The following is a 24,170-nucleotide window of genomic DNA, read 5'->3' as shown; positions in this document are numbered from 1 at the left end:
GAAAGCATGGAAAATGTTTTAAAAAATGATTGGGGACCATTATTGGCACCAGAATTTGAGAAAGAGTATTATCTTACTCTATCCAGTTTTTTGACAGAAGAATACAGCACACATGTTGTTTATCCGAAGGTAGAAGATATTTTTAACGCTCTTCAGTATACAAGTTATGAAAATACAAAGGTTGTTATTTTAGGACAAGATCCATATCATGGACCGAATCAAGCGCATGGTTTAAGCTTCTCTGTGCAACCTGGTGTTAAGACACCACCATCATTGTTAAATATGTATAAAGAACTTCGAGATGAATATGGTTATGAAATTCCGAATAACGGTTATTTAGTAAAGTGGGCGGAGCAAGGAGTATTACTACTAAATACCGTATTAACAGTTCGTCAAAGTGAAGCAAATTCTCATAAGGGAAAAGGATGGGAGCACTTTACAGATCGTGTGATCGAACTGTTGAATGAACGTGAAAAGCCAGTTGTTTTCATATTATGGGGGCGCCATGCGCAGGCGAAGAAGAAGTTAATTACGAATTCGAATCATCATATTATCGAATCTGTACATCCAAGCCCATTATCGGCAAGAAGAGGTTTCTTTGGTAGTAAGCCATACTCTAAAGTAAATACGATTTTAGCTAATATGGATGAAAAAGAAATTGATTGGGAAATTCCAAATTTATAAATAGAAAAGGTAGTTAACAGTCGTTAACTACCTTTTTATTATTATTGTTGCTCGTTCTTTAATTTTGCATCTAGTACAAAAGTACCAAATGGGATAACTGATGAAACAAATGCTCCAAGTGCCCATAAAATTGATTTACGGTGTACGATTGTTACTTGAATTACTGCAAAGATGAATAGAATAAATAGAACACCATGAGCCATGCCTGTAATTTTAACAGCTGTTGCAAATCCTGCGAAATATTTCAATGGCATTGCTACAAATAATAGTAATAGGAAAGAAATCCCCTCAACTAGTCCAATTGCTCTTAATCGTCCGATTGGTGTAGATAACATAAAGTAGCCTCCTTTAACGTATGCTTGTATATAGTAAATTTGTATTCTTTTTCAAAATAAAATAGTCTATTTTGTTTCATTATATACAAAAAGAAAGTTTACACTACGAGAATAGTGCAAAGTTCAAAATATAGTCACAAAAGCATGAGAATTTAAATAAAAACCTATTTGAAGTATTTGACTTCAAATAGGTTTTGTGAATGAAAATATTAAACAAGTACATCCGTTTTTAAAACGAATTTCTCTACAACTTTTGCAACACCATCGTTCATATTTGTATCTGTTACGTAGTTTGCAATTTCTTTAATATCATCAGGTGCATTGCCCATTGCAACGCCAAGACCAGCAAATTCAATCATTGCTTGGTCGTTATAGCTATCGCCCATTGCGATAACTTCTTCACGCTTAATGCCAAGCTTTTGAATCAGTTTGTTTAAGCTCGTTCCTTTTGTAACACCGGCTTCAGTAAATTCTAAGAAGAATGGTTTCGAACGCATCACGCTTAATTGGCCTTCTAGTTGTTTTTGTAGTTTCTTTTCAACTTCAACAAGGCGTTCAGCTTCTTTATTCATTAATACTTTTACTACAGGCTCTTTAACTGCGGCTTTAAAGTCATCTACTACAACAATTGGCATACCAGTAATATCGCCCTCAATTTCAGTATAAGGATTATTTTCTTCCGTTACGATATCATCGCCCATATAAGTATGAATCCATACATCTTCAGTTTTACTAATTTCAAATAGGTTGTGAACGATTTCAGGAGATAGTGTACTACTAAAGATTTCTTCGTTTGTTTTACAGTTAATAATTTTTGCGCCATTAAAAGATAGAATGAAGCTGCCGTATTCTTCTAAACGAAGTTCTTTGGCTACATTGTGCATACCAAACGTTGGACGTCCAGAAGCAAGTACAACCTTTACCCCTTGCTCTTGTGCAGTCATTAACGCTTCTTTCGTACGAGGTGAAATAGTATGGTCATCACGTAATAAAGTATCATCTAAATCTAAAACAATCATTTTATAAGTCATATAGAAAATTCCTTTCTTTAATTGAAATCAAAATACATGTTCATGAAGAGGATGAAGAATAATAGTAAGACATCAAACCTCTTTGAAAAGAAGTAGATAAATTATTATGAGTGTGTTGCTCATAATATCGGTTAATAATCATTGGGGATGGATAAAACCCCAATGATTAAAGTTTGATTTTATCGTAACAACTCTAAAGGTAGAGTGCAATAATGGAAGTTTTCCAATTTACGATATTTGTTTTGCTGTGGAACGAGAAAATAGTATTTCTAGCAAGATTGCCATTACAGATCCAAGAACGAGACCGTTACTTAAAAACGATGCTAGAAATGGTGGAAGTGTGGAATATGCTCCTGCTGGAACAAACATAACCCCGACTCCTGTGAAGATTGAAAGACCGGCTACTTTAAATAATCGTTCTTTATCCTGGACAGTTTCGTATTCTCGAAAGGCAAGGCCAATCATGCTTGCGAATACAGGATAAATAGCGGCATAACCAACTGCAACTGGAATTGCTGCAAAGAATGAAGTAATCTTTGGAAATATACTAACGACAATAATAAAGCTTGACCCTAATATAAATGGGAGACGTTTATAAATATTAGTAGTTGCAATAAAACCTGCTGATCCAGAAATAGCGACAGGTCCAATAGCTGAAAACAGGCCGCCTAGCAATTGGTTGATTCCTGTTATAATACCGGCTTGTCTAAAACGATCTGATGCAGCATTTTCTTCATATTTAGAGACAACCTTTTGTACAACGCGAATACTTGCTAACATATTTGTTAGAAGTAAGAGTGTAACGAAAATGACCGTAATTACCATGTTCCATTCAACACGAGGCATTCCGAAAACAAATAAGGATGGAAAACGGATTATGTCTGTCACTGGTGTTATTGGATTAGATAATCCGAAGCATGCGAATAATATCCAGCCGCATATGATACTGAAAAGAACGGAATATTGTCCAATAATAGGTAGCTTCATGATGAAAAAGGATAGTAAAATAACAATGAGTGAAAGAATAAATACGTTAGGTTGTACTTCTGTATGTTTTCCATCAAGGCCAAACATCCCCTTTAAGAAGGAGCCACTGAGCTGTGCGACAAGAAGAAATAAATACGTTCCAATGACTGTCGGTGTAAAATAGCGAACGAGTTTATCAATAAGTCCAAAAACGCTAAGAATAATACAAATAATACCGCTTAATAAGAAAGCATATTGAAGAACTTTAAGTGTCTCATTGCTTGATCCAAATAATACGACACCTAAACTTGCGTAAAGGGAGAAAATTCCCCACCAAAGGCCTGCAGGACCTTCTTGAATAGGAAGTTTATGCCCAAATATAGCTTGCAGTAGACCAGCAAAGCCAAGCACAAATAATGTTCTTTGTACGAATGCGATGGCTTCAGCACCATCAAGGCCATAACTAGTTGCGACACTAATTGGTACAATAAGGCTTCCAGCTAAAATAAATAGTGCCCATTGTAAGGCGGAAAGAAATGTCTTCATTATATCAACCTCTTTCGTAGATTCCGTATCTAGTATATACGTATTTTATTTCCACTGGCAAAGATTTGTAGATAGAGAAAAGAGTTGAAACACGATATGAATGCACGTAAGCAATTATGGATAGCGGTTATATGCATGACCTTTGTTGTAATTCTAGGAACAATAGGATTTATGACGATTGAAGAGATTAGTTTGTTTCAAGCATTTTGGATGACGATGATTACGGTATTGACTGTTGGATACGGAGATGCCGTTCCTGTAACACAGGTGGGGAAAGTATTTGCGCTCCTTATTATTCCTGTTGGTGTTGGTATTGTTACATATGCAATTGGAGTAGTGGCAGCTATGATTATTGAAGGGAATTTATTTCATGCAGTGCGGAGGAAGAAGATGGATAAACAAATAGCGCAGTTACAAAATCACATTATAGTATGTGGTTGCGGTAGAGTGGGGCTTCAAGTTGTACATGAATTGCAAGAAAAGAAAATTCCATTTGTTGTTGTCGATAAAGATGAAAGCATATTAGAGAAGGAAAAGCTTGTGTATATACATGGAGATGCGACGGAGGATCAAGTTTTACATCATGCTGGAATTTCAAAGGCGGCTGGTTTAGTTGCTATCGTAGCAAATGATGCTGAAAATGTATTTATTACATTAACAGCAAGAGGATTAAACGATGCAATTAAAATTGTGGCGAGAGCTGAAAAGCCAGAAACTGAAGAGAAATTAAGGCGTGCGGGTGCAAATAAAGTTATTAATCCATCTAGTATGGCAGGAATTCATATTGCAAAAGGTATTGCGAATCCATTAACAGTTCATTATATTGATACAGTGCTGTATGGGATAGAACAGTCATTTGTCATTGAAGAAATTTTAGTTGGAAAAGATACAATACTAGTTGGTAAATCGTTACTAGAGAGTGATGTGAGGAATCAATTTGATGTAACGATATTAGCGATTTTGAGAAATGGGGATATTATACATAATCCAACGGGGCAGGAAAAATTACAAGAACATGATATGATAATAGTATTTGGTTCAGTAGAGAAGCTGAGGCAATTTGAGAAAGAATTACAAAGTACGAGGTGATAAGGAATGCAAATATCGAGCGATAAGATTTTAAATAAAATGGCGAATGAAATTGCAAAGGCAAAAAGTAGTGAAGGACAAAAATCAAAAGATCATTTATTAGTTGTGCGTGCTTTATGCGATTTACTATTAGATGAACAAGTTGAATCTTCTACGTATAGGGAGCCGCAAATTCAATCGCAAGTAATTGGAGCGCAGCCTATAACGACAGTTCAACCAGTTATGCCAGTTTCTGGAGAACCTGTGTATATTAAAGAAGAAGGTGCAAATGGTAATTCTTTATTTGATTTTTAAGAATTAAATCGTTTGGCTTATATGAAAAAATTGCTTATGATAGAGGTAAAAAAGGGGAATTAAGATGAAAATTTTCTTTTTACTAGGCTGTATTGCAGCGGGGCTATCTGTTGCGTTAGGGGCCTTTGGAGCACACGGTTTAGAAAATAAAATTTCTGCAAAAATGTTAGAAGTTTGGAAAACAGGCGTTACATATCAAATGTTTCATGCAGGTGGACTATTCGTAGTTGCTTTATTGATGGATAAGGTTCAATCATCACTTTTAACTACTGCTGGTTGGCTAATGGTAGCTGGGATTATTATGTTCTCAGGTAGTTTGTATGCATTAAGTACGACAGGCATTAAGTTCTTTGGTCCAATTACACCTCTTGGTGGTGTAGCGTTTATTGTGGCGTGGATTCTAGTAGGGACTGCAGTTGTAAAAGGATTATAAAAAACAAAAGCTGGCATTTGCCAGCTTTTTTTATGGTCTTGGAGTATAAGTTGCTTGTTGACTAGGTAAATATGCAATTTCTTCTGGAAATTCTACATAATCTAAGTAAATCATTAGTAGTAAATAACGCTTCCCTGACTGCGGTTCACTAATAACGATGTGGTCACGGCCAGCTGCTTCAATAATACCTGTATAAGATTGTGTACCAAGGGAACTGCCACGTTCATAAGTCATTACAACCGTAGCTTGCTTACCTTTGTTTAAACGAAGGATATTTTCAATATATGATTGCTCTAGAGGTAACATGCCTTGAGAAATTGCATATTGAGCTTGCGCAGCTTGAGCTGTTTGTTGTTGCATCGCTTGCTGCTGTTGTTGAGTCATTTGTTGCGGTTGTACATAAGTTCCAGATGGTTGATAAAAACCTGTTCCATAGTACGGATTTTGTTGCTGTGCCATTCAAAAATCCCTCCTCATTTTCATCTCTTAATATACGCTAGGACAGTCTTCACCAGATGGTTGGAAGAAGCAGTGCTTTTTGAAGCGGCCGGAGTTTTGTTGGTTATACCAAGTTGGCGGACAAGGACCTTCAGGTCTGAAAAACCATAAGGCAAAATTGGCAGGCCAAAAACGTTGCCCTTGAATCGTACGTCTCGCCAAAGCGATATCTTGCTCTCTCGCTCGTTGATAAAAATATCCTTTTTGCGTTGCTTCAAAACCGCCAGGATTTTGATAAACCATTTGACGTAAATTGCGAACCTTTTTAAAATCTAAACAATTTCCACGGACACGATTTACCCCAACGTTTCCGACCATTAACATCCCCTGCTGCCCTTCTCCTTCGGCTTCAGCACGCATCAGTCTAGCTAACAACTTTACATCTTCTTCGTTATAAGCAATAACACCCATTATGTGTCACCTCTCTTTTTGTAATACCTGCTGGAAAGAGGTTTATTTCTAGATGAAGTGTGGAACAATTACTAGTTCATACGTATGAGGAAAAGGACTCAGATATGACAACCAAACGAAGTTTTACATTGAGAGCGGAAAATAAAAAAAGCTAGCGTGAGCTAGCTTTTCATTATTAAAATACTTTAGACCATAAGTTTGAGAAGAAATCTCCAATAGAGCGCATTGTTAACACAAACCAATTTGCTTTTTCAACTTCTTCGGTCGTTTTTGCAGTAACTTTCATATTTTTATTACCATCTAAGAAACCATATTTATCAGTTGATTCTAAAGTAATTGAGCCTACTTTGGCATCTTTCTTAATAGGAGCAACTAAATGTCCATCTTCAGCAAGAGATTTATCTAATTCAGTCCCAATTTTATAAGGATCTTTGCTACCTTTTTTCGCAATTACTGTTATTTCTTTTTCTGGTGCAACAGTTACTTGATCTTCTTTCCCTTTTACTACAGAGATTGTATTGTTTTTATTAACTTTTAGTTTTTGTTTTTCAAAGTTATTAAATCCATATTCGATTAATTCACGAGATTCTGTGAAGCGTTCATCCATTGATTTTGTTTTAATAATAACCGAGATAAGACGTACATCACCACGTTTCGCTGTAATAGTGAATCCATATCCAGCGGTATCAGAACTACCAGTTTTTAAACCATCCGTTCCATCATAAGAGAAGGCAGCGCCTGGTAACATCCAGTTCCAGTTTTCCATACGAATTGGTTTTGGATGATTGTCTGGGAAGTTTCTAAATCTTTGTTTTGTATCCTCTAGCATTTCTGGATACTTTGTAATAATCGTTTTTGCGAGAATACCCATATCGCGAGCTGACATGGAGTTTTCTCCAGTCGGATCGGTTTCTTCAGGATGTTTTCCTTTTAAATCAGCATTATTTAACCCGGTAGAGTTTACAAATTTATATTTCTTTAACCCTAGCTTTTTTGCATGTTCATTTGCAAGATTTAAGAAGTTTTTCTCACTTCCTGCAAGAAGTTCTGCTAAAGCAATACTAGATCCATTTGCAGAGAATATAACAATAGAATGATATAATTCTCTTACAGTATATTGACGTCCTTTTTCGAACGGTACATTAGAGAATTCGTTATTACGAGAGACTTCATAAGCGTAATCAGAAATATTTACTTTCGTATCCCAAGTGATTTTTCCTTCTTTAATTGCTTCTAAAACAGCGTAAACAACAATTAATTTTGACATACTAGCAATAGCTAGCAATTCATCTGGATTTTGCTCGTGGAGTATTTTTCCTGTATCTGCATCAAATAAAAGTGCAGCAGCAGCCTCAATATGTATTTTTTCTTCCGCATGGGATGTTGTTACTCCTAAGGAAGAAATTGACAATACAAGCAATAGTAAAATAGACAAGATTTTTTTCATATAGATTATCACCTTCGCATCGTTATTTAGCATATAGCTCGTATCATTTTAGCATATCTTTACATATAAAAAGGTTACAATTTTACAAGAAATTTGAAAAAAATTTGTCGGTTTTTGTTCAGAATTGCAGAGAAAAGGAGATTTTTGAGGATAAATATAGAGAAGAATAAAAAAAGGAACGAATTTCGTCCCTTTTCACCATTTATATGTGTAAAAATTTCTCTACTTTTTCGTCCGGTAAAATGTTTCCAACGAAGAATGTTCCAAATTCACCATAACGAGCACTTACTTCATCGAAGCGCATTTCATATATAAGTTTTTTAAATTGAAGAACATCGTCAGCAAATAATGTTACGCCCCATTCGAAATCGTCGAATCCAACAGATCCTGAAATCACTTGGCGTACTTTACCTGCGTATTGACGACCAATTTTACTATGACTGTACATCATTTTTTTACGCTCTTCCATAGGAAGCATGTACCAGTTGTCATTACCTTGGCGACGCTTATCCATTGGATAGAAGCAAATATGATTTGCTTTCGGCAATTCAGGATATAAGCGAGCTAAAATTTGTGGGTTTTGGTATGGATCCTCATCAGCTGGAAGATAGTTGCTTAATTCAACAACAGATACGTAAGAATATGCAGGAACCATATATTCAGCTAAAGTTGTTTTATTCAATTCTGTCTCAATTTCATTTAACTCTTCCATTGTTGGACGTAAAATCATAAGCATAATATCAGCTTTTTGACCAACAACTGTATACATTGCGTGACTACCTTTTTTCGCAGTAGCTACTTCGTTCCATTTTTCAACGACATTTAAAAATTCAGACACTGCTTGTCCGCGTTCGTCGCTAGATAATGTTTTCCATGCAGCCCAATCAATAGAACGTAAATCATGTAAACAATACCAGCCATCTAACGTTGTTGTTGCTTCACTCATTCTATTCACCTCAGTTAATGATAGTTTTACACGTTAACTATAGCATATATAGTTTTAAAATCATCTATATAAAACCTTGGCGCATAAAATTGTCACATTTAAGGGTTTAAGTAAGGTGAATTTAACGGCTGAATTTTATGAAAATATAATTATTTTTATTTTATCTATTTTTTGGGAGCTATAAGTTTAAAATATAGAAGAAAAGCAGTATTCTTAAAGATAGAGTTTTTTTAACATATGTAGGAGGGTTTATTCGTGAGCAACTTATTTACAACAGTAAAAGAAAAAGTTCAAGGACAAGGCATTTCTATCGTACTTCCTGAAGGAACTGATGAAAGAATTTTAGGCGCTGCAGAGCGTTTAGCGAAAGAAGAGTTAGTAAAACCAATCTTAGTTGGTAATAAGGAAGAAATTAGCGCAAAAGCTACTAGCATGAATTTAACATTAGCAGGCGTTGATATTTACGACCCAGCTACATACGAAGAAATGGATGCAATGGTAGCATCTTTCGTTGAACGCCGTAAAGGTAAAGCAACAGAAGAAGACGCTCGCAAAATTCTTAAAGACGAAAACTATTTTGGTACAATGCTTGTATACATGGGCAAAGCACACGGTTTAGTAAGTGGTGCAGCTCACTCTACAGCTGATACAGTTCGTCCAGCACTTCAAATTATTAAAACAAAACCAGGCGTTACAAAAACTTCTGGCGTATTCATCATGGTACGTGAAGAAGAGAAATATGTATTTGCTGATTGCGCAATTAACATTGCACCAAACAGCCAAGATTTAGCTGAAATCGGTATCGAAAGTGCGAAAACTGCTGAGTTATTCGGCATTGATCCACGCGTTGCTATGTTAAGCTTCTCTACAAAAGGTTCTGCGAAATCTCCAGAAACAGAAAAAGTTGTAGAAGCAACTCGCATTGCAAAAGAAATGGCTCCTGAGTTAACTTTAGATGGAGAATTCCAATTCGATGCTGCATTCGTACCATCTGTAGCTGAGAAAAAAGCTCCAGGTTCTACAATTAAAGGTGATGCTAACGTATTCGTATTCCCAAGCTTAGAAGCTGGTAATATCGGCTACAAAATCGCTCAACGTTTAGGTAACTTCGAAGCAGTAGGACCAATCTTACAAGGCTTAAACATGCCTGTAAATGATCTGTCTCGTGGATGTAACGAAGAAGAAGTGTACAAGTTAGCTTTAATTACAGCAGCTCAAGCACTTTAATTCTAAAATGAATTAGTATGGAAAATGACCACCCTAAGGGTGGTCATTTTTATTTTTCTAAGCCAAGTGCTTTATTATTACGATCAATAATACGTTGTAAATTCGTCTCATATAAAGGAATCTCATCTATTGTTAATTGAGATGGTGTTAACTTCGGAGCGAATTGCTGTAATGTTTTTAAAAGACGCATCATTAAATCTTGTACTGTAATGGTTTCGCCAAGTAATTCTGAGAGTGAGGCCATCGTACTTGGTACAATTTCAGGGTACGTAAAGCGTGTTTCTTCTCCTTGAATTGCTAGGTTGTAGAAATCACGAACGAGTGCGGCACGCTCAGAGCCACTTCCGGTAGCACAGAGATAAATTTGGACAGCGACACCGCCGCGAATACGACGTTGTGAAATACCAGCGAATTTTTGATCGCGAATACTTAAGTCATAACTACCAGGACAGTAAGAGCCAACAATTTCTTTTGCCTCGATAGTAACGTTGTAATCCTTTAACATTTCCTTAATTAAATGCCACATCGTATCGTATCCAAGATCAATATCGATACCTTTTTCTGTTTCTTGGAATAAAAGTGATACGTTTAAAACACCTTCATCAAGCACGACTGCAAGCCCGCCAGAATTACGAACAATAACATTGAAATTGTGTTGTTTTAAAAAAGAAATACCTTCTTCTAAATGCGGAAGGCGTGAATCTTGAATGCCAAGGACAATTGTATTGTGATGAACCCAAGAACGCATTGTTGCGGCTGACTTGCCATTTCCAATGCTTGTGCATAATGTGTCATCCATTGCGAATGACTGAAGTGCATGGAATGTTGGTCCCAAACTAGACTGATCTACAATGCGCCACTCTGGCTGAGATAAAATGGAACGGGAATTGCTCATATAACTAACCCCTTATCTTTAAAATGACAATCTCTATTATAGCAAAAAATGAAGAATGGAGTTTTCTCACATATAAAGGGGGAGCTTAGAGGTGAAATAATAAAAAGGATGCATTACATGCATCCTTTTTATTCTGCAATTTTTTCTAAATTACCGTTTCGGTCCATTCGGAAAGATGTTTGAGAACGTTCTTCGTCATCCATGACTGCCAATTTACGAGCTCGGTTCATAATGTTCATAAGTGTTTCGTAATCTTCTTGTACAGTATGAGATTGCTTTTCTAACTTTTCTAGTTTCTTTTCTAGTTCCTCATTCCGAAGGATTTGTGCTTTAACTTCTTGTTTCAATCTCGTATTCTCGTTTTCAAGAGCTGTCACTTTTATATTTGAAGATCCGACTGTTTGTAAAAAATAAATAACATCTTGCATTGTCATAGAGCTTCTTGCAGCAGGAGCAGTAGATTCTTGATATGGAATAGCTTCTTTATATTGTACGATTGATTCTTCTTGTATTAATTCTTCATAATCAGTTACCGAATCTGAAGCTGGTGGTGTATAAAGTAAACGTTTTTTCGCTTGTTCACCGCTTGCAGCACGCATTTTATCTTTACGATGTTTTTTTGCTAGTTGAAGAGCTTGTTCATAGCTATAGCGAACGACAGCATTCCAGCGGAAACCACAAGCAGCAGATGTACGATTTAACTGATCTCCTACTTCCTCAAATGCATTTAATTGCGTACTTCCTTCTCGAACATGACGAAGTACTGTTTCAGCAAGTAATAAATCATCCTCATCTGTCCAAGCATCTTGTCTTACTTTCATAGATTCAACTCCCTTTCTTTTTATGAACTTCCTATTTTTATAATGGGCAAAAAAATAAACTTTTATACAAAGCTTTTAAAAATATGGTAGATTTCGATGAAAGGTAAAAATTTTCCCATGAATGGTGAGCGCTTCTGTAGGAGAGCATATAAATATGTAGCATTATGTAGAGAATAGGCTTTGTAGGGAAACTTGCAACGAGCTTCAAAGAGCGGTAAAATACCATTTAGTGTTTATTTTTAAACGTACTTGAGAAAAGTTTAAAATAGAGGAAGTGTTATATAATGGGAAACGAATTTCGCGTGTGCGATGACTGTCAGGCAACGAACGTTAAAACGTTAGTTCCGAAGTTAAAAAAAGTAGATTCATGTGCAACGATTGAAGTTGGATGTCAGTCTTACTGTGGTCCTGGTCGTAAAAAATCATTCGCATTTGTAAATAACCGTCCAGTTGCGGCTCCAACGGAAGATGAGTTAATCGTAAAAATTGAAGCAAAGTTAAATAAGTAAGAAAAAGAAGAGTGAAAAGATTACTCTTCTTTTTTTATGCCCATAAGAGGAACGATTTATTCTGCGAAAGTATTATTGTGTGGCCGAACGTTTTCTAAAGGATGGACATAACTTTTGTATTAAAGTTCCAATTTATATAAATTTATATTTCAAAATAATGGTTGACAGTCTTTTAAAGCGATAGGTAGAATAGAAGTGTCTGATTCTGAGAATCATTATCAGGAAAATAACAATTCACCTAATTTTTTTATTATTATTTGAGAATAAATTTCATTTTAATAAATATATGTTGTTGGTTAGGATGGTTGAGGGATGGAAGCGAGCGCAAGCAGTATAGAACAGCAAGAAGAGAATGTTAAAGAGATTAAGAGCAGACCGCTCATCGCTTCTATTATTTTAGTAGCGGGTACAATTTTGTTAGCTTTAAGCATGGCAGTTTCTATTTCTTTTGGGGCTGCAGATATTAGTTTAAAGACTGTATGGCAAGCTGTATTTCAGTTTGATGGATCTATTACACATCATAATGTAATTCAAGAGCTTCGCATGCCTAGAGCAATAGGGGGCGTAGTTGCAGGTGCCTTTTTAGCGGTATCAGGAGCAATTATGCAAGGTATGACGAGAAATCCACTTGCTTCACCATCGTTAATGGGGATTACAGATGGGGCTGTATTTGGAATTGCAATTATGTATGCATTTTTCCCTAATTCACCTTATTTACTGTTTGTTATCGCATCTTTTATTGGAGCTGCGTTTGGTGCAAGCATTGTATATGGAATTGGGTCTTCTTCACCAGGTGGATTAACACCTGTGAAATTAGCTTTAGCAGGTGCAGCTATTAGTGCTTTATTAGGGGCAATTTCATCTGGAATCGCATTGTATTTCAATCTTGCCCAAGAGGTGAGCATGTGGAATGCAGGCGGAGTTGCTGGAGTGAAATGGCAAAGCATTAATATGTTAGTGCCAATTGGCCTTGTTTGCCTTTTTATCGCAATTATGATGTCGAGATATATTACAATTTTGAGCTTCGGTGAAGAAATTGCAATTGGACTTGGTCAAAATACGACATTAATTAAATTTATCGGAACAGTACTTGTTCTTGTTTTAACGGGTTCCGCAGTTTCCATGGCAGGATCAGTAGGGTTTGTTGGTCTTGTAATCCCGCATATGACTCGTTTCCTTGTAGGCTCGGACTATAGATGGGTTATTCCATGTTCTGCGGTCTTAGGCGGGCTGTTAATTGAATGTGCAGATATGTTATCTCGCGTTATTAACCCGCCATTTGAAACGCCAATTGGAGCAATTACAGCGCTAATTGGGGTTCCATTCTTCCTCTACTTAGCACGTAATGAAGGGAGAGGAAAGATGTGAGGACAAGTGTCTTAACAAAAAAGAACATTTCTATATTAACGATTTTAGTAGGACTAATCGTTTCTATATTTCTTATTAGTTTAAATACAGGAACTTTTAAAATACCCCCAATGGACGTATTAAAGTCATTGGTTGGACTAGGGGCTGAAGATCAGTCTGTTATTTTATTTGAATTCCGTATGCCGCGTATGGTAATTGCTATACTAGTCGGATCTGCTTTAGCTATGTCAGGTGCGATTTTGCAAGGTTTATCAAGAAATCCGCTTGCTGATCCAGGTATTATAGGGATTAATGCTGGAGCGGGATTAACAGTTGTTATATTCGTCTACTTCTTCTTCGGGAAAGTAGGGACTGGTACATTTTTATCTGTATTCATTCTTCCATTTTTCGCACTAGTTGGAGCGATATTAGCAGCGGTAATTATTTATTTACTAGCATGGAAAGACGGTGTTTCATCGACTCGATTAATACTTGTTGGTATTGCCGTTGCAGCTGGATTTGGAGCTGTTAGTTTAATTTTCTCTATGAAGATGACATCTAACGATTTTCGTTTTGCTACGATTTGGCTGGCGGGAAGTCTGTGGGGTACAGATTGGAAATTTGTATTAAGTGTACTTCCATGGATGGTTATTTTCTTACCTCTTGCTATAAGTAAAGCACACATATTAAATGTAATGAACCTAGGCGATTCTACAGCAGTTGGCCTTGGTGTAAACGTAGAAAAAGAAAGACGTAAATTATTATTTATTGCAGTTTGTTTAGCAGGTGCATCTGTTGCTGTTGCCGGCGGAATTGGCTTTATCGGTTTAATGGCCCCGCATTTAGCAAGGCGCCTTGTTGGTGGTAAGCATCAAATTATGTTGCCCACAGCTGCGCTAATAGGAACGTTTTTACTTTTATTCGCAGACGTAATTTCAAGAAGTGTACTAACAACTTCAGAAATACCAGTCGGTCTTGTTATTTCTGTAATTGGTGCACCGTATTTCATTTATTTACTTATGAGGACAAAATAAAGGGAGGCTTTTCGTATGGCAACTTTAGCGGTAGATGCGGTATCTGTTGGCTATAATGAAGGTTTAATTATTGATGGATTAACAGTTGAAATTCCGGAAGGGAAAATTACAACAATTATTGGACCAAATGGTTGTGGGAAGTCCACATTATTAAAAACGGCGTCTCGTATTTTGAAGGCAAAGCAAGGTACTGTTTATCTTGACGGAAAAGCAATTGAGAAACAGCCAACGAAAGAAATTGCAAAGAAAATGGCGATTTTACCACAAACTGCAGAAGTACCAACGGGTCTTACTGTATTTGAGCTTGTGTCATACGGAAGATTCCCTCATCAAAAAGGGTTTGGCACGTTGAAAGAAGAGGATTATCGCTACATTAACTGGGCACTTGAAGTGACAGGAATGAAAGAATTTGCGAATCGTCCAGCAGAAGCACTATCAGGTGGTCAACGTCAACGTGTGTGGATCGCAATGGCTCTTGCGCAAGGAACAGAATTACTTGTATTAGATGAACCAACAACGTACTTAGACATGGCTCATCAATTAGAAGTATTAAACTTATTGAAAAAATTAAACGAAGAAGAAGGTAGAACGATCGTTATGGTTATCCATGACTTAAACCACGCTTCTCGTTTCTCAGATCATATGATTGCATTAAAAGCAGGTAAGTTAATGAAACAAGGAACACCAGATGAAGTTATGACAAGTGAAACACTTCGTAACGTATTTGAGATTGAAGCTCAAATCGTTCCATGTCCAGTAAACTGTAAGCCAATTTGTTTAACATATGATTTAGCGATGATTAGTAATCAATTGCGTAAAAAAGCATAAGTAGAACCCCCTCCTGAAGAGGGGGGACTTCTAATGGACGTTGAGCTTCTTGTATAAGAATGGGAAGTTGAACGCCCTTTAGAATGGGTTATTAACAACAATTAATAAAAATATATTGATTAATTGTTATCTTCGTTTCTTATAGTTCATTGCAACTTATAAGATAAATACAGCTAGAAGGAGTGGGAACATGAAGAATTTTAAAATGGCACTATTAGCAATGGTATTAGTTGTAACTTCTGTACTATTTGCAGCTTGTTCTAACAAAGAAGAAGAAAAGAAAGCAGATGCAAAGACTGAAGAGCGCACTGTAAAACATGCAAAAGGGGAAATTAAAATTCCTGCAAACCCAAAAAAAATTGCTGACCTTAGTGGTTCAACAGAAGAATTATTAATTTTCGGTATGAAACCGGTTATTACTGCTAATACATCTCAAGAAAAAATTGATGCACATATTGAAAAGAAACTAAAAGACGTTAAACCAGTTGGTTCTGCTTGGGGCGATAAAATTAACATCGAAGCAGTAGCTGCTGCAAAACCAGATTTAATTCTTGTAAATAATCGTCAAGAAAAGATTTATGATCAATTATCTAAAATTGCACCAACAGTTATGTTAAACACTCCATTAGATCAATGGCGTCCAAAATTCGAAGAAGTAGGTCAAATCTTCGGTAAAGAAAAAGAAACAAAAGAATGGTTCAAAAAGTATGATGAAAAAGCAAGCAAATTACATGACAAAATCGTCGCTAAAACTGGTGAAGCAACATTTATGAAAATGGCTGCATATCCAAATGCTTTCCGCGTATACGGTGACTACGGTTACGGTAGCGTAATCTTTAATGATTTAAAACTACCAGCAGTTAAAGGTACACCAACTGATAAACCGTTAGTGCAAGTACAAAAAGAAGCTTTAATCGATTACAACCCAGATTACTTATTCGTATTTACAACTGGTGATGGTTCACAGCGCTTAAAAGAATTCCAAGAAGAATCAATTTGGAAAAACATGAACGCTGTTAAAAACAACCATGTATTTACAATTAAAAATGAAGACTTAAACAAAGGTTACTTCCCATTAGGGAAAGATATGATCTTAGACGAAGTTGCTGAGTTCGTTTTAGGGAAATAATGTATAAAAGAAATCACTTTTACTTCGGTAAAGGTGATTTTTTCTTTTTATAAAGGGAATTAATACAGTCTTTCATTTCTTTCTGTTTCTCATTTCGTTTATAATATAAAGTAAGAATGTAGTAAAGAAAGGGGGATGTCGGAAAGTGGTATATTTAAACGACAAACTCAGCGAAACAAAAGTGTTTAAAGACCCAGTACATAAATATGTGCACGTGCGTGATCGTGTTATTTGGGATTTAATCGGAACGAAAGAATTTCAACGTTTGCGCCGTATTAAGCAGCTTGGAACGACATTTTTTACATTTCACGGTGCAGAGCATAGTCGCTTTACTCATTCGTTAGGTGTATACGAAATTATTCGTCGTATGATTGATGATGTGTTTGATGGCAGACCAAATTGGAATGCTGAAGATAGATTGTTATGTTTATGTGCGGCATTACTTCATGATGTCGGCCACGGCCCATTTTCTCACTCGTTTGAAAAAGTATTTTCATTAGATCATGAGAAATTTACGCAAAAGATTATTGTGGGCGATACGGAGATTAATGATGTATTAAGTCGTGTTGATAAGGAGTTTCCACAAAAGGTAGCAGATGTAATTGCAAAAACGTCTACTAATAAATTAGCGATTAGTATGATTTCAAGCCAAATTGATGCGGATCGTATGGATTATTTATTAAGAGATGCTTATTTCACAGGCGTAAAGTACGGAAACTTCGATATGGAACGTATATTACGTGTAATGCGTCCGTACGGGAATCAAGTAGTTATTAAAAATAGTGGTATGCATGCTGTTGAGCATTATATTATGAGTCGTTATCAAATGTACTGGCAAGTATATTTCCATCCGGTAACGCGAAGTGCTGAAGTTATTTTAACGAAGATTTTACACCGTGCTAAAGCATTGCATGAGAAGTATTATACATTTAAAAATCATCCGGTTCATTTCTATTCTTTATTTGAAGAAGAAGTAACAGTAGAGGATTATTTAAAGTTAGACGAGAACGTTATGTATTATTACTTCCAAGTATGGCAAGACGAAGAAGATCCAATTTTAAGCGATTTATGCCGACGTTTTATGAATCGAAATCTATTTAAATATGTAGAGTTTACAGATAAGCATGGCTTAGATAATTGGATGGAATTAAGTAGCTTATTTAAAAAAATTGGACTTGATCCGGAGTACTATTTAATAGTTGATTCAACATCAGACTTACCGTACGACTTTTATCGTGCAGGAGAAGAAGAAGAACGTCTGCCAATCTTACTGCTTATGCCAAATGGAGAGCTTAGAGAGCTTTCACGTGAATCAGATATTGTTGAGGCGATTACAGGTAAGAAGAGAACGGATCAAAAATTATTCTATCCGCATGATTTAATCTATGAAGATGGAAGAAAAGGAAAATATAAAGAGAGAATTATCGAGTTGTTAGAAGGAAAAAAATAAGAAGCAGCTAATGGCTGCTTCTTATGAAAAAACTTGAAATTATTTGTCGCTTAAGCGTTTTCCGCCAACTGCATAATGGTTTTTAGACATTTCTTCGATGAAGACAACGATGTTTTCTTCAGGAGCACCAGTTGTTTCGCTTACTGCTGCTGTTACTTTCTCAGCAAGAGCTTTCTTTTGTTCCTCTGTGCGTCCTTCTAGCATTTTCACTGTTACGTATGGCATGTACAATCGCTCCTTTTATGTAAGTTACACTCTTATTATAGCGGATTATGGGGAAGAACAATCGAAAAAACAAATAATTTCTTTTTTTGACATATGGAAGAGGAGATGAAGTATGGATCAGTTATTTAGATATCCATTGCACGAAATTCCGTTGGTAGCAATGGCGATTATTATTGCATTATCCGTTCATGAATTTGCACATGCATATGTTGCATATAAATTTGGGGACGATACAGCAAAGAGACAAGGGCGTTTAACGTTATCGCCGATGGCTCATTTAGACCCTATCGGTTTGATTGCAGTATTAATTCTTGGATTCGGTTGGGCAAGACCGGTTCCTGTTAACCCATATAACTTTAAAAGACCGCGTCTTGCAGGCATATTAGTTTCAATTGCAGGGCCGATTAGTAACTTAATTTTAAGTGCAATTGGTTTAATTATTTTGTATAGCTTAGCAGTATTTGGAGTGTTAGATGCAGTTCCAGTTGCAGTAGCTGAAACATTAGGAAAGTTTTTTGAGCTCTTTATTATGCTAAATATTGTTTTACTTGTATTTAATTTATTACCAATCCCGCCACTTGATGGGTATCGTGTAGTGGAAGATTTAGCACCAGCAAATATTCGCGCGAAAATGACACAGTATGAAAAATATGGAGCGATTGCGTTATTAATTCTCGTTATTACACCGCTTAGTAATTACACAATTCAACCTATTTTCCAGGTAGTTATTCCGCATGTATTAATGTTTTTACAAAGTATCATTGCGCCTATTTTTGGCCTTTTATAATTTTTAAGTGAGGAGGATTTTACATATGACAGAGAAAAAGAAAAAAATCGGTTTTAATATCGTGAAAAATGATTCAACAGATGGACATGGTGGATTTGGTGTTGGGGCATTAAGCCTAGAAAACATTTCACCTGTATTTGTTGATGTACTAGAGAAAACTGCATTCGTTGATATCGGTGCGATGCATGCGCGTAGTACAGTAGAAAAAGGTATTAAGTTTTTAACAAATAAAGATGAAGTTCCAAACGGAAAACCATTTTGGCTTGTTTGGGTAACGATTGAAAGAACTGCAACTGGTGCTTATTACGCAGGTGTAACAGCTTGTGAAATGACAGTAGACCGTGAAATTCGCCGCGGATATAAATCACTTCCAGAACACGTAAACAAAATGGATAAATCAATGAAGCGTCACATTATGGTTGAACATATGGATGAATCATCTAAAAAAGTACTTGGTACGTTCTTGAAAGAACATAATGAAGCGATTTGGAACGAATCTAGTGAAGAATTGCGCCGTGCATTATTAAGCGAATAAAAAATAGCTGACGGATGCCCGTCAGCTATTTTTATTACCAAGGAAGATATTTTTTCCACCAACTTGTTTTTTTCTTTTCTTCAGTCGTTTTTTCAAATTCTTCTTTATCATCGACGTGATCCATACAATATTCAGTCGGTTCGGTACCTTTAGCGAAGTACATTTTTACAGAAATAGGACAATTTTTTGTAGCAATTTTACCGTTCTCTGGGTTGATATTAATCGCTACGACGTCACCTGGTTGTTTAAATTCTTTTTTGGGCTGTCCATCTAAGCCTTTCTCCATCGTATCAGTCCATATTTTCTTCGCATATCCTTGTTCTGCTACGTTTGAAATAGATTTAGGTTGGTCATATCCGACCCATACGCCTGTTACGATTTGCGGAGTAAATCCGATCATCCAACTATCCGTTTCAGTAGAACCAGATTTTCCGGCATATGTTCTTGATAATTTTGATAACATCGATTGGCCAGTTACAGCGGCATAACTGCTTAGTTTCTTATTAAACATACCAGTCATCATTTCTTGCATTACAAACGCTTTGCTCTTGTCGAGAACTTGTTTACTCTCTAAATGAGCATCATATAATATATTTCCTTCATGATCCATAATGCGGCGAATGAAAGTAGGTTTTACTTCTTTTCCACCGTTTGCGAACATGCTATAAGCGTTAACCATTTCAATTGGTTTTACTGGTGATGTACCGAGAGCTAGAGAAGGCACATCTTTTAATGCACTTGTAATTCCAAATTGTTTCGCTGTTTTTGCGAGTGCGTCATCTCCTAAAAACAAATTCGTTTTTACAGCATATATGTTATCAGAGACTGCAAGAGCTTGTGCCATCGTTACGAAATCATCTGCATAATAATCTTTATAGTTCTTCGGTTTATACTTTGAAACGCCGTCACCTAAAGTAAATACAGTATATTCGCTTTTTAAGCGCGTAGCAGGCGTGAATCCTCGTTCTAATGCTGCATAATATAGAAATGGCTTAAATGTAGAACCAGGCTGACGAATGGCTTGTGTAGCCCTGTTAAATTGACTCGTAGTATAATCAGTTCCGCCAACAAGAGCAGCCACTTCACCTGTCGTTGGATTCATAGAGACGAGAGCCGTTTGTATGTTTGTTGTGTCAGGTATATGATCTTTTACAGCCTGTTCTGCTACAGCTTGTAGTTTAGGGTCTAGCGTTGTATAAATTCGCAAGCCACCTCGTTGTAAAGCTTGTTCGTCTAATCCAACATCACGAAGAAGCGAAGCTTGTACAGCATCTTGGAAATATGGTGCGACTTCTGCTACTTTTTTCGTATCTAATGAGGCAAAAGTTAGTGGCTCTTTCTTCGCTAAGGCTGCTTGTTGCTTCGTAATATATCCTTGTTCTACCATTTCATCTAATATGAGAGCTTGTCGCCCTTTAGCACGATCTTCTTTCAAAAAGGGAGAATAGACACTTGGCCCTTTCGGGATACCTGCGAGCATACTAGCTTCTGCTAATGTTAAATCTTTTGCTGTTTTATCGAAATATAGACGGGACGCAGCTTCGATTCCATAAGCGCCATGTCCGTAATAAATTGTATTTAAATATCCTTCTAAAATATGATTTTTATTATAGTTTACTTCAAGGCGGACAGTGTACATTGCCTCTAATAATTTCCGTTTCCACGTTTTATCATGATCTAAATACAGATTACGCGCGTATTGTTGTGTAATTGTACTAGCTCCTTGTACCTTTGCCATCGCTTTTAAATCAGCAACAATTGCACCTGCAATCCGTTTCACATCGAAGCCGTGATGCTTATAAAATCTTTGATCTTCAATAGAAAGAGTCGCTTCTTTTACATAAGGTGAAATTTCATTAAGAGAGACATTGTAACGTTTTTGAATTTCGTTACTTTGTCCAATAACAGTATCATCGTTTGCGTAAAAGACGCTTGTTTGCGGGACCGCAACAGGAGGAGGTCCCATAATTTTTGCAACTATAATAATAACAAAAAAAGAAAAAACGAAGAAAAGGACGCAAGAAAACATTGCGGTGAAGAAAAGACGTTTATATTTTTTAAGTTTTGGATTCATAGTTTGATCCATCTTTTTTCAGCCCCTCATTAATACAAGCGTTATTGTATTAGTATTGAGGGTTTTCGTTTATTTTAAACAATGAAATTTCGAAAATAAAAAGCCCCTTCCATTAAGAAAGGAGCTCAAAGGCACGTGCTGGCCAATCGGTAATGATGACATCTACACCATAATCAATCATAGTTTGTAAATCTTTGTATTCGTTAATTGTATATGGACGGAAAACATATCCTTGCTCTTGTGCTAAATGCACAAATTCTTTCGTTAATAGCTGGAAGTTTGGATGTAACCCACTTGCTTTTCTCTGTTTTGCTTCGGCAATTGGATCAGCAATCGGTGTATCATATAAAATTGCTCTTGGGATTTCAGGAGCAATTTCTGCTAATAATGAAACAGAGTCATGGTTAAATGATGAAAATACAATTTGATTAGAAAGATGATATTCACGCACAAGTGCAACAGCTTTTTCCTCAATATTTGGGTAATGAATAACATCTGTCTTTAATTCAATATTTAGTTGTAAGTTCGTTGTGGAAAGCCAAATGAAAACCTCGCGCAACGTTGGGATTTTTGCTTCATGGAAAGAAGGGTCTTTATAGCTACCGGCGTCTAATGATTGTAGTTCCTCTACCGTTTTTTCCGAAACAAGTCCAACGCCAGTTGTTGTACGATCGACGGTTTCATCGTGAATTACGACAAGTTCACCATCTTTTGATAGATGGACATCGAGTTCAATTCCGTGAGCGCCAATGCGTTCAGCTTCTTGGAAGGCAATCATCGTATTTTCGGGATGTGTTCCTTTTACTCCGCGATGAGCGAAAATAAGTGGTTTACTCATGTGAAAATCTCCTTATTATCTCTTTTCTTTCATTATGAAACTGCTTTAGGAAAAATACAATTGAATATGACAAACATTTACAAAAGTCTAACAGTTGCACAAAAGTTAACGTTAACGTAAAATGTAATAATTGAGTGAAGGGAGGAATAAACATGTATAAAATTGATGAAGTAACAAAACAAGTTGGTTTAACAAAACGTACACTTCGTTATTATGAGGAAATTGGTTTAATTCATCCCCCGGAACGTAGTGAGGGGAATATTCGTCTGTATACGGATGAGGATATTGCAAGAATTAAAAGAATTGTAGAAGCGAAAGAAGTGCTAGGAATCACACTTCAAGAAATGCAACATTTCTTATCATTAAAAGAAAGAATGGAACAAAGAAGAAATAGCGAGAACCCTCGCGACCGCGAAGTGATTCAAGAAATTAAAGATATGCTTGAAAAACAAGTGCAAACGTTAGACGAAAAAATGGAGCAAATGCAACGTGTAAAGGCAGAACTTGAAGATAGTTTACATCGTGCAGTAACATTTTTAGAGAGTACAAAAGGAGAGTAATCAAAATGGAGAGCAAACAAAAACTAGGGAGATTGATTACAGTGGTAGCTACCTTTCTTGCCTTTTCGGGTATAGGGGTAGTTGACCCAATCTTGCCGATTATTGCTGAGAAAATTGGTGCAACGCATTGGCAAGTTGAAATGTTATTTACCGCTTATATTTTAACGATGGCAATCATGATGTTACCAGCCGGTATATTTGCATCGAGATTTGGTGATAAACGAATGATGACAATCGGTCTTGCGATTGTGACTGTATTTGCGTTTATATGCGGTATATCGCAAACGATTGCTCAATTATCTCTTTTCCGCGCTGGATGGGGATTAGGAAATGCGATGTTTTTTGCGACAGCAATGACGCTGTTAATAGCATTAAGTAAAGAAGTTCATGAAGCAGTAGGATTATACGAAGCAGCGATCGGTTTAGGTATGGCTGGGGGGCCGTTATTGGGTGGAATACTAGGTGGACATTCTTGGCGTTATCCGTTTTTCGCGACGAGTATTTTAATTTTCTTAGCATTTATTTTAGTATTCTTTTTTGTAAAAGAACCAGAGCGAAAAGTGAAGCGTAAGGCTGCTGGCGTGGGAGAATTACTTAACCTGGTGAAGTATAAACCATTTATGCAAGGTGCCATTTCAGGGATGCTATACTACTACGGATTTTTTGTCGTGTTAGCATATTCACCACTTATTATGCATTTATCAGCTATTCAATTAGGCTTTGTATTTTGCGGATGGGGATTAGCGTTAGCTTACGGTTCTGCAATTTTAGCACATAAGCTAGAAGGGAAATATGAACCAAAAACATTATTGAAGGGTAGTTTACTCGTATTTGCGATTTTCTTAATTGCACTATTCTTTGTGAAAATTATGTGGTTACAAATTACTCTTATCGTTTTATCAGGATTGGCATCTGGTTTAAACAATGCATTATATACAAGTTATGTAATGGATATTTCACCTTATGAAAGATCTGTTACGTCAGGTGTTTATAACTTTGTTCGTTGGTTAGGTGGTGCGATTGCTCCAATTTTATCAGGAGTTATCGGGCACACAGTTTCACCACAAAGCCCATTTTTAGTTGGGGGAATTGTCGTGTTAGTTGGTTGTATTATGATCTTAATTCCAATTCGTAAACCAGTAGAACTAGAGACAAAAACCCTTTCTTAAGAAAGGGTTTTCCAGGCTGTGGAGAAAGTCTTCTCTACAGCCTGTTTTTGTGTCTGAACCTC

27 protein-coding genes are annotated in these 24,170 nt (G+C 36.4%); 15 read left to right on the top strand and 12 right to left on the bottom strand.

Annotated elements, in window-relative coordinates; translation table 11 throughout:
- Positions 1–6: 6 nt before the first annotated feature.
- Entirely contained in the window at positions 7–684 is a 678-nt protein-coding gene (locus tag ACODS7_RS11705) for a uracil-DNA glycosylase (RefSeq protein WP_048564306.1), read from the top strand.
- Positions 685–725: 41 nt separating this feature from the next.
- Here ACODS7_RS11705 and ACODS7_RS11700 read toward each other — a convergent pair whose 3' ends face one another.
- From ACODS7_RS11700 to ACODS7_RS11690, 3 genes are all read right to left on the bottom strand, one after another.
- Positions 726–1,019 (bottom strand): DUF3817 domain-containing protein, encoded by a 294-nt coding sequence (locus ACODS7_RS11700; RefSeq protein WP_000953396.1) that lies wholly within the window; start codon positions 1,017–1,019, stop codon positions 726–728.
- A 209-nt stretch (positions 1,020–1,228) separates the two neighbouring features.
- Positions 1,229–2,050, bottom strand: a complete 822-nt coding sequence (locus tag ACODS7_RS11695; RefSeq protein ID WP_243168392.1) for a Cof-type HAD-IIB family hydrolase — start codon at positions 2,048–2,050, stop codon at positions 1,229–1,231.
- A gap of 228 nt (positions 2,051–2,278) precedes the next feature.
- On the bottom strand, positions 2,279–3,562 hold the full coding sequence (locus ACODS7_RS11690; RefSeq protein WP_016079599.1) for a purine/pyrimidine permease: 1,284 nt from the start codon (positions 3,560–3,562) through the stop codon (positions 2,279–2,281).
- Positions 3,563–3,658: 96 nt separating this feature from the next.
- Here ACODS7_RS11690 and ACODS7_RS11685 point away from each other — a divergent pair, with 96 nt between their 5' ends.
- From ACODS7_RS11685 to ACODS7_RS11675, 3 genes are all read left to right on the top strand, one after another.
- Complete coding sequence (locus tag ACODS7_RS11685; protein ID WP_243168395.1) at positions 3,659–4,651, top strand: potassium channel family protein; 993 nt, start codon at positions 3,659–3,661, stop codon at positions 4,649–4,651.
- A 6-nt stretch (positions 4,652–4,657) separates the two neighbouring features.
- Positions 4,658–4,945: a YwdI family protein gene (locus tag ACODS7_RS11680; protein ID WP_029443689.1), complete on the top strand. Its 288-nt coding sequence runs from the start codon at positions 4,658–4,660 to the stop codon at positions 4,943–4,945.
- 64 nt (positions 4,946–5,009) lie between these two features.
- Positions 5,010–5,378, top strand: coding sequence for a DUF423 domain-containing protein (locus tag ACODS7_RS11675; protein ID WP_000688315.1), 369 nt, complete (start codon positions 5,010–5,012; stop codon positions 5,376–5,378).
- A 30-nt stretch (positions 5,379–5,408) separates the two neighbouring features.
- Here the strand turns inward: ACODS7_RS11675 and gerQ are convergent, their stop codons facing one another.
- From gerQ to hemQ, 4 genes are all read right to left on the bottom strand, one after another.
- A complete protein-coding gene (gene gerQ, locus ACODS7_RS11670) occupies positions 5,409–5,837 on the bottom strand; it encodes a spore coat protein GerQ (protein WP_016079602.1) in 429 nt (142 codons plus the stop codon).
- 27 nt (positions 5,838–5,864) lie between these two features.
- Positions 5,865–6,287 carry a cell wall hydrolase CwlJ gene (cwlJ, locus tag ACODS7_RS11665; protein WP_016079603.1) on the bottom strand — a complete coding sequence of 141 codons (423 nt, stop codon included), beginning with the start codon at positions 6,285–6,287 and terminating at the stop codon, positions 5,865–5,867.
- 175 nt (positions 6,288–6,462) lie between these two features.
- A complete protein-coding gene (locus ACODS7_RS11660) occupies positions 6,463–7,734 on the bottom strand; it encodes a serine hydrolase (RefSeq protein WP_243168393.1) in 1,272 nt (423 codons plus the stop codon).
- A gap of 202 nt (positions 7,735–7,936) precedes the next feature.
- On the bottom strand, positions 7,937–8,680 hold the full coding sequence (gene hemQ, locus ACODS7_RS11655) for a hydrogen peroxide-dependent heme synthase (protein WP_016079605.1): 744 nt from the start codon (positions 8,678–8,680) through the stop codon (positions 7,937–7,939).
- Between the two features lie 255 nt (positions 8,681–8,935).
- Between hemQ and pta the strand changes: the two genes are divergently transcribed.
- The gene (gene pta, locus ACODS7_RS11650) at positions 8,936–9,907 is read left to right on the top strand and encodes a phosphate acetyltransferase (RefSeq protein WP_243168394.1); all 972 of its coding nucleotides are present in this window, start codon (positions 8,936–8,938) and stop codon (positions 9,905–9,907) included.
- Positions 9,908–9,956: 49 nt separating this feature from the next.
- Here pta and lipL read toward each other — a convergent pair whose 3' ends face one another.
- Complete coding sequence (gene lipL / locus ACODS7_RS11645) at positions 9,957–10,802, bottom strand: octanoyl-[GcvH]:protein N-octanoyltransferase (protein WP_000071944.1); 846 nt, start codon at positions 10,800–10,802, stop codon at positions 9,957–9,959.
- A 128-nt stretch (positions 10,803–10,930) separates the two neighbouring features.
- On the bottom strand, positions 10,931–11,623 hold the full coding sequence (locus tag ACODS7_RS11640) for an RsfA family transcriptional regulator (protein WP_016079607.1): 693 nt from the start codon (positions 11,621–11,623) through the stop codon (positions 10,931–10,933).
- Between the two features lie 284 nt (positions 11,624–11,907).
- On the opposite strand from ACODS7_RS11640, the gene ACODS7_RS11635 reads away from it, so the two are divergent.
- The 6 genes from ACODS7_RS11635 (at position 11,908) to ACODS7_RS11610 (ending at position 17,920) form a co-directional block, all read left to right on the top strand.
- Positions 11,908–12,132 (top strand): YuzB family protein, encoded by a 225-nt coding sequence (locus tag ACODS7_RS11635; RefSeq protein ID WP_000526079.1) that lies wholly within the window; start codon positions 11,908–11,910, stop codon positions 12,130–12,132.
- 312 nt (positions 12,133–12,444) lie between these two features.
- Complete coding sequence (locus tag ACODS7_RS11630) at positions 12,445–13,500, top strand: FecCD family ABC transporter permease (protein WP_029443687.1); 1,056 nt, start codon at positions 12,445–12,447, stop codon at positions 13,498–13,500.
- Positions 13,497–14,513, top strand: coding sequence for a FecCD family ABC transporter permease (locus ACODS7_RS11625; RefSeq protein ID WP_001260757.1), 1,017 nt, complete (start codon positions 13,497–13,499; stop codon positions 14,511–14,513). The genes ACODS7_RS11630 and ACODS7_RS11625 overlap by 4 nt, the downstream gene beginning before the upstream one ends.
- A gap of 15 nt (positions 14,514–14,528) precedes the next feature.
- Positions 14,529–15,341, top strand: coding sequence for an ABC transporter ATP-binding protein (locus tag ACODS7_RS11620; RefSeq protein WP_000212068.1), 813 nt, complete (start codon positions 14,529–14,531; stop codon positions 15,339–15,341).
- 190 nt (positions 15,342–15,531) lie between these two features.
- Entirely contained in the window at positions 15,532–16,470 is a 939-nt protein-coding gene (locus tag ACODS7_RS11615) for an ABC transporter substrate-binding protein (protein WP_000787724.1), read from the top strand.
- A 145-nt stretch (positions 16,471–16,615) separates the two neighbouring features.
- A complete protein-coding gene (locus ACODS7_RS11610; RefSeq protein WP_016079609.1) occupies positions 16,616–17,920 on the top strand; it encodes an HD domain-containing protein in 1,305 nt (434 codons plus the stop codon).
- A gap of 39 nt (positions 17,921–17,959) precedes the next feature.
- Here the strand turns inward: ACODS7_RS11610 and thmT are convergent, their stop codons facing one another.
- The gene (thmT, locus tag ACODS7_RS11605; protein ID WP_001147171.1) at positions 17,960–18,145 is read right to left on the bottom strand and encodes a 2-hydroxymuconate tautomerase; all 186 of its coding nucleotides are present in this window, start codon (positions 18,143–18,145) and stop codon (positions 17,960–17,962) included.
- A 112-nt stretch (positions 18,146–18,257) separates the two neighbouring features.
- Here thmT and ACODS7_RS11600 point away from each other — a divergent pair, with 112 nt between their 5' ends.
- Together ACODS7_RS11600 and ACODS7_RS11595 are read left to right on the top strand one after the other, a co-directional pair.
- Positions 18,258–18,932 carry a site-2 protease family protein gene (locus tag ACODS7_RS11600; RefSeq protein ID WP_000372443.1) on the top strand — a complete coding sequence of 225 codons (675 nt, stop codon included), beginning with the start codon at positions 18,258–18,260 and terminating at the stop codon, positions 18,930–18,932.
- 25 nt (positions 18,933–18,957) lie between these two features.
- Positions 18,958–19,467, top strand: a complete 510-nt coding sequence (locus ACODS7_RS11595; protein WP_016079611.1) for a YwhD family protein — start codon at positions 18,958–18,960, stop codon at positions 19,465–19,467.
- Between the two features lie 34 nt (positions 19,468–19,501).
- Here the strand turns inward: ACODS7_RS11595 and ACODS7_RS11590 are convergent, their stop codons facing one another.
- A complete protein-coding gene (locus tag ACODS7_RS11590) occupies positions 19,502–21,553 on the bottom strand; it encodes a transglycosylase domain-containing protein (protein WP_029443686.1) in 2,052 nt (683 codons plus the stop codon).
- 100 nt (positions 21,554–21,653) lie between these two features.
- Entirely contained in the window at positions 21,654–22,379 is a 726-nt protein-coding gene (locus ACODS7_RS11585) for a glycerophosphodiester phosphodiesterase (protein ID WP_043935102.1), read from the bottom strand.
- A 152-nt stretch (positions 22,380–22,531) separates the two neighbouring features.
- Between ACODS7_RS11585 and ACODS7_RS11580 the strand changes: the two genes are divergently transcribed.
- Both ACODS7_RS11580 and ACODS7_RS11575 read left to right on the top strand, forming a co-directional pair.
- Positions 22,532–22,939, top strand: a complete 408-nt coding sequence (locus ACODS7_RS11580) for a MerR family transcriptional regulator (protein WP_000276560.1) — start codon at positions 22,532–22,534, stop codon at positions 22,937–22,939.
- Between the two features lie 5 nt (positions 22,940–22,944).
- Entirely contained in the window at positions 22,945–24,108 is a 1,164-nt protein-coding gene (locus tag ACODS7_RS11575; RefSeq protein ID WP_000444236.1) for an MFS transporter, read from the top strand.
- Positions 24,109–24,170 lie beyond the last annotated feature (62 nt).

Source organism: Bacillus sp. FG16 (assembly GCF_057809515.1).
Note: the sequence above shows the minus strand (reverse complement) of the source record. Positions and strands in the feature narration are given on the sequence as shown.

Coding starts and splice junctions, on each gene's coding strand:
- ACODS7_RS11705 (WP_048564306.1), top strand. CDS start 7: ATGGAAAATGTTTTAAAAAATGATTGGGGACCATTATTGGCACCAGAA.
- ACODS7_RS11700 (WP_000953396.1), bottom strand. CDS start 1,019: ATGTTATCTACACCAATCGGACGATTAAGAGCAATTGGACTAGTTGAG.
- ACODS7_RS11695 (WP_243168392.1), bottom strand. CDS start 2,050: ATGACTTATAAAATGATTGTTTTAGATTTAGATGATACTTTATTACGT.
- ACODS7_RS11690 (WP_016079599.1), bottom strand. CDS start 3,562: ATGAAGACATTTCTTTCCGCCTTACAATGGGCACTATTTATTTTAGCT.
- ACODS7_RS11685 (WP_243168395.1), top strand. CDS start 3,659: ATGAATGCACGTAAGCAATTATGGATAGCGGTTATATGCATGACCTTT.
- ACODS7_RS11680 (WP_029443689.1), top strand. CDS start 4,658: ATGCAAATATCGAGCGATAAGATTTTAAATAAAATGGCGAATGAAATT.
- ACODS7_RS11675 (WP_000688315.1), top strand. CDS start 5,010: ATGAAAATTTTCTTTTTACTAGGCTGTATTGCAGCGGGGCTATCTGTT.
- gerQ (WP_016079602.1), bottom strand. CDS start 5,837: ATGGCACAGCAACAAAATCCGTACTATGGAACAGGTTTTTATCAACCA.
- cwlJ (WP_016079603.1), bottom strand. CDS start 6,287: ATGGGTGTTATTGCTTATAACGAAGAAGATGTAAAGTTGTTAGCTAGA.
- ACODS7_RS11660 (WP_243168393.1), bottom strand. CDS start 7,734: ATGAAAAAAATCTTGTCTATTTTACTATTGCTTGTATTGTCAATTTCT.
- hemQ (WP_016079605.1), bottom strand. CDS start 8,680: ATGAGTGAAGCAACAACAACGTTAGATGGCTGGTATTGTTTACATGAT.
- lipL (WP_000071944.1), bottom strand. CDS start 10,802: ATGAGCAATTCCCGTTCCATTTTATCTCAGCCAGAGTGGCGCATTGTA.
- ACODS7_RS11640 (WP_016079607.1), bottom strand. CDS start 11,623: ATGAAAGTAAGACAAGATGCTTGGACAGATGAGGATGATTTATTACTT.
- ACODS7_RS11635 (WP_000526079.1), top strand. CDS start 11,908: ATGGGAAACGAATTTCGCGTGTGCGATGACTGTCAGGCAACGAACGTT.
- ACODS7_RS11630 (WP_029443687.1), top strand. CDS start 12,445: ATGGAAGCGAGCGCAAGCAGTATAGAACAGCAAGAAGAGAATGTTAAA.
- ACODS7_RS11620 (WP_000212068.1), top strand. CDS start 14,529: ATGGCAACTTTAGCGGTAGATGCGGTATCTGTTGGCTATAATGAAGGT.
- ACODS7_RS11615 (WP_000787724.1), top strand. CDS start 15,532: ATGAAGAATTTTAAAATGGCACTATTAGCAATGGTATTAGTTGTAACT.
- thmT (WP_001147171.1), bottom strand. CDS start 18,145: ATGCCATACGTAACAGTGAAAATGCTAGAAGGACGCACAGAGGAACAA.
- ACODS7_RS11600 (WP_000372443.1), top strand. CDS start 18,258: ATGGATCAGTTATTTAGATATCCATTGCACGAAATTCCGTTGGTAGCA.
- ACODS7_RS11595 (WP_016079611.1), top strand. CDS start 18,958: ATGACAGAGAAAAAGAAAAAAATCGGTTTTAATATCGTGAAAAATGAT.
- ACODS7_RS11590 (WP_029443686.1), bottom strand. CDS start 21,553: ATGGATCAAACTATGAATCCAAAACTTAAAAAATATAAACGTCTTTTC.
- ACODS7_RS11585 (WP_043935102.1), bottom strand. CDS start 22,379: ATGAGTAAACCACTTATTTTCGCTCATCGCGGAGTAAAAGGAACACAT.
- ACODS7_RS11580 (WP_000276560.1), top strand. CDS start 22,532: ATGTATAAAATTGATGAAGTAACAAAACAAGTTGGTTTAACAAAACGT.
- ACODS7_RS11575 (WP_000444236.1), top strand. CDS start 22,945: ATGGAGAGCAAACAAAAACTAGGGAGATTGATTACAGTGGTAGCTACC.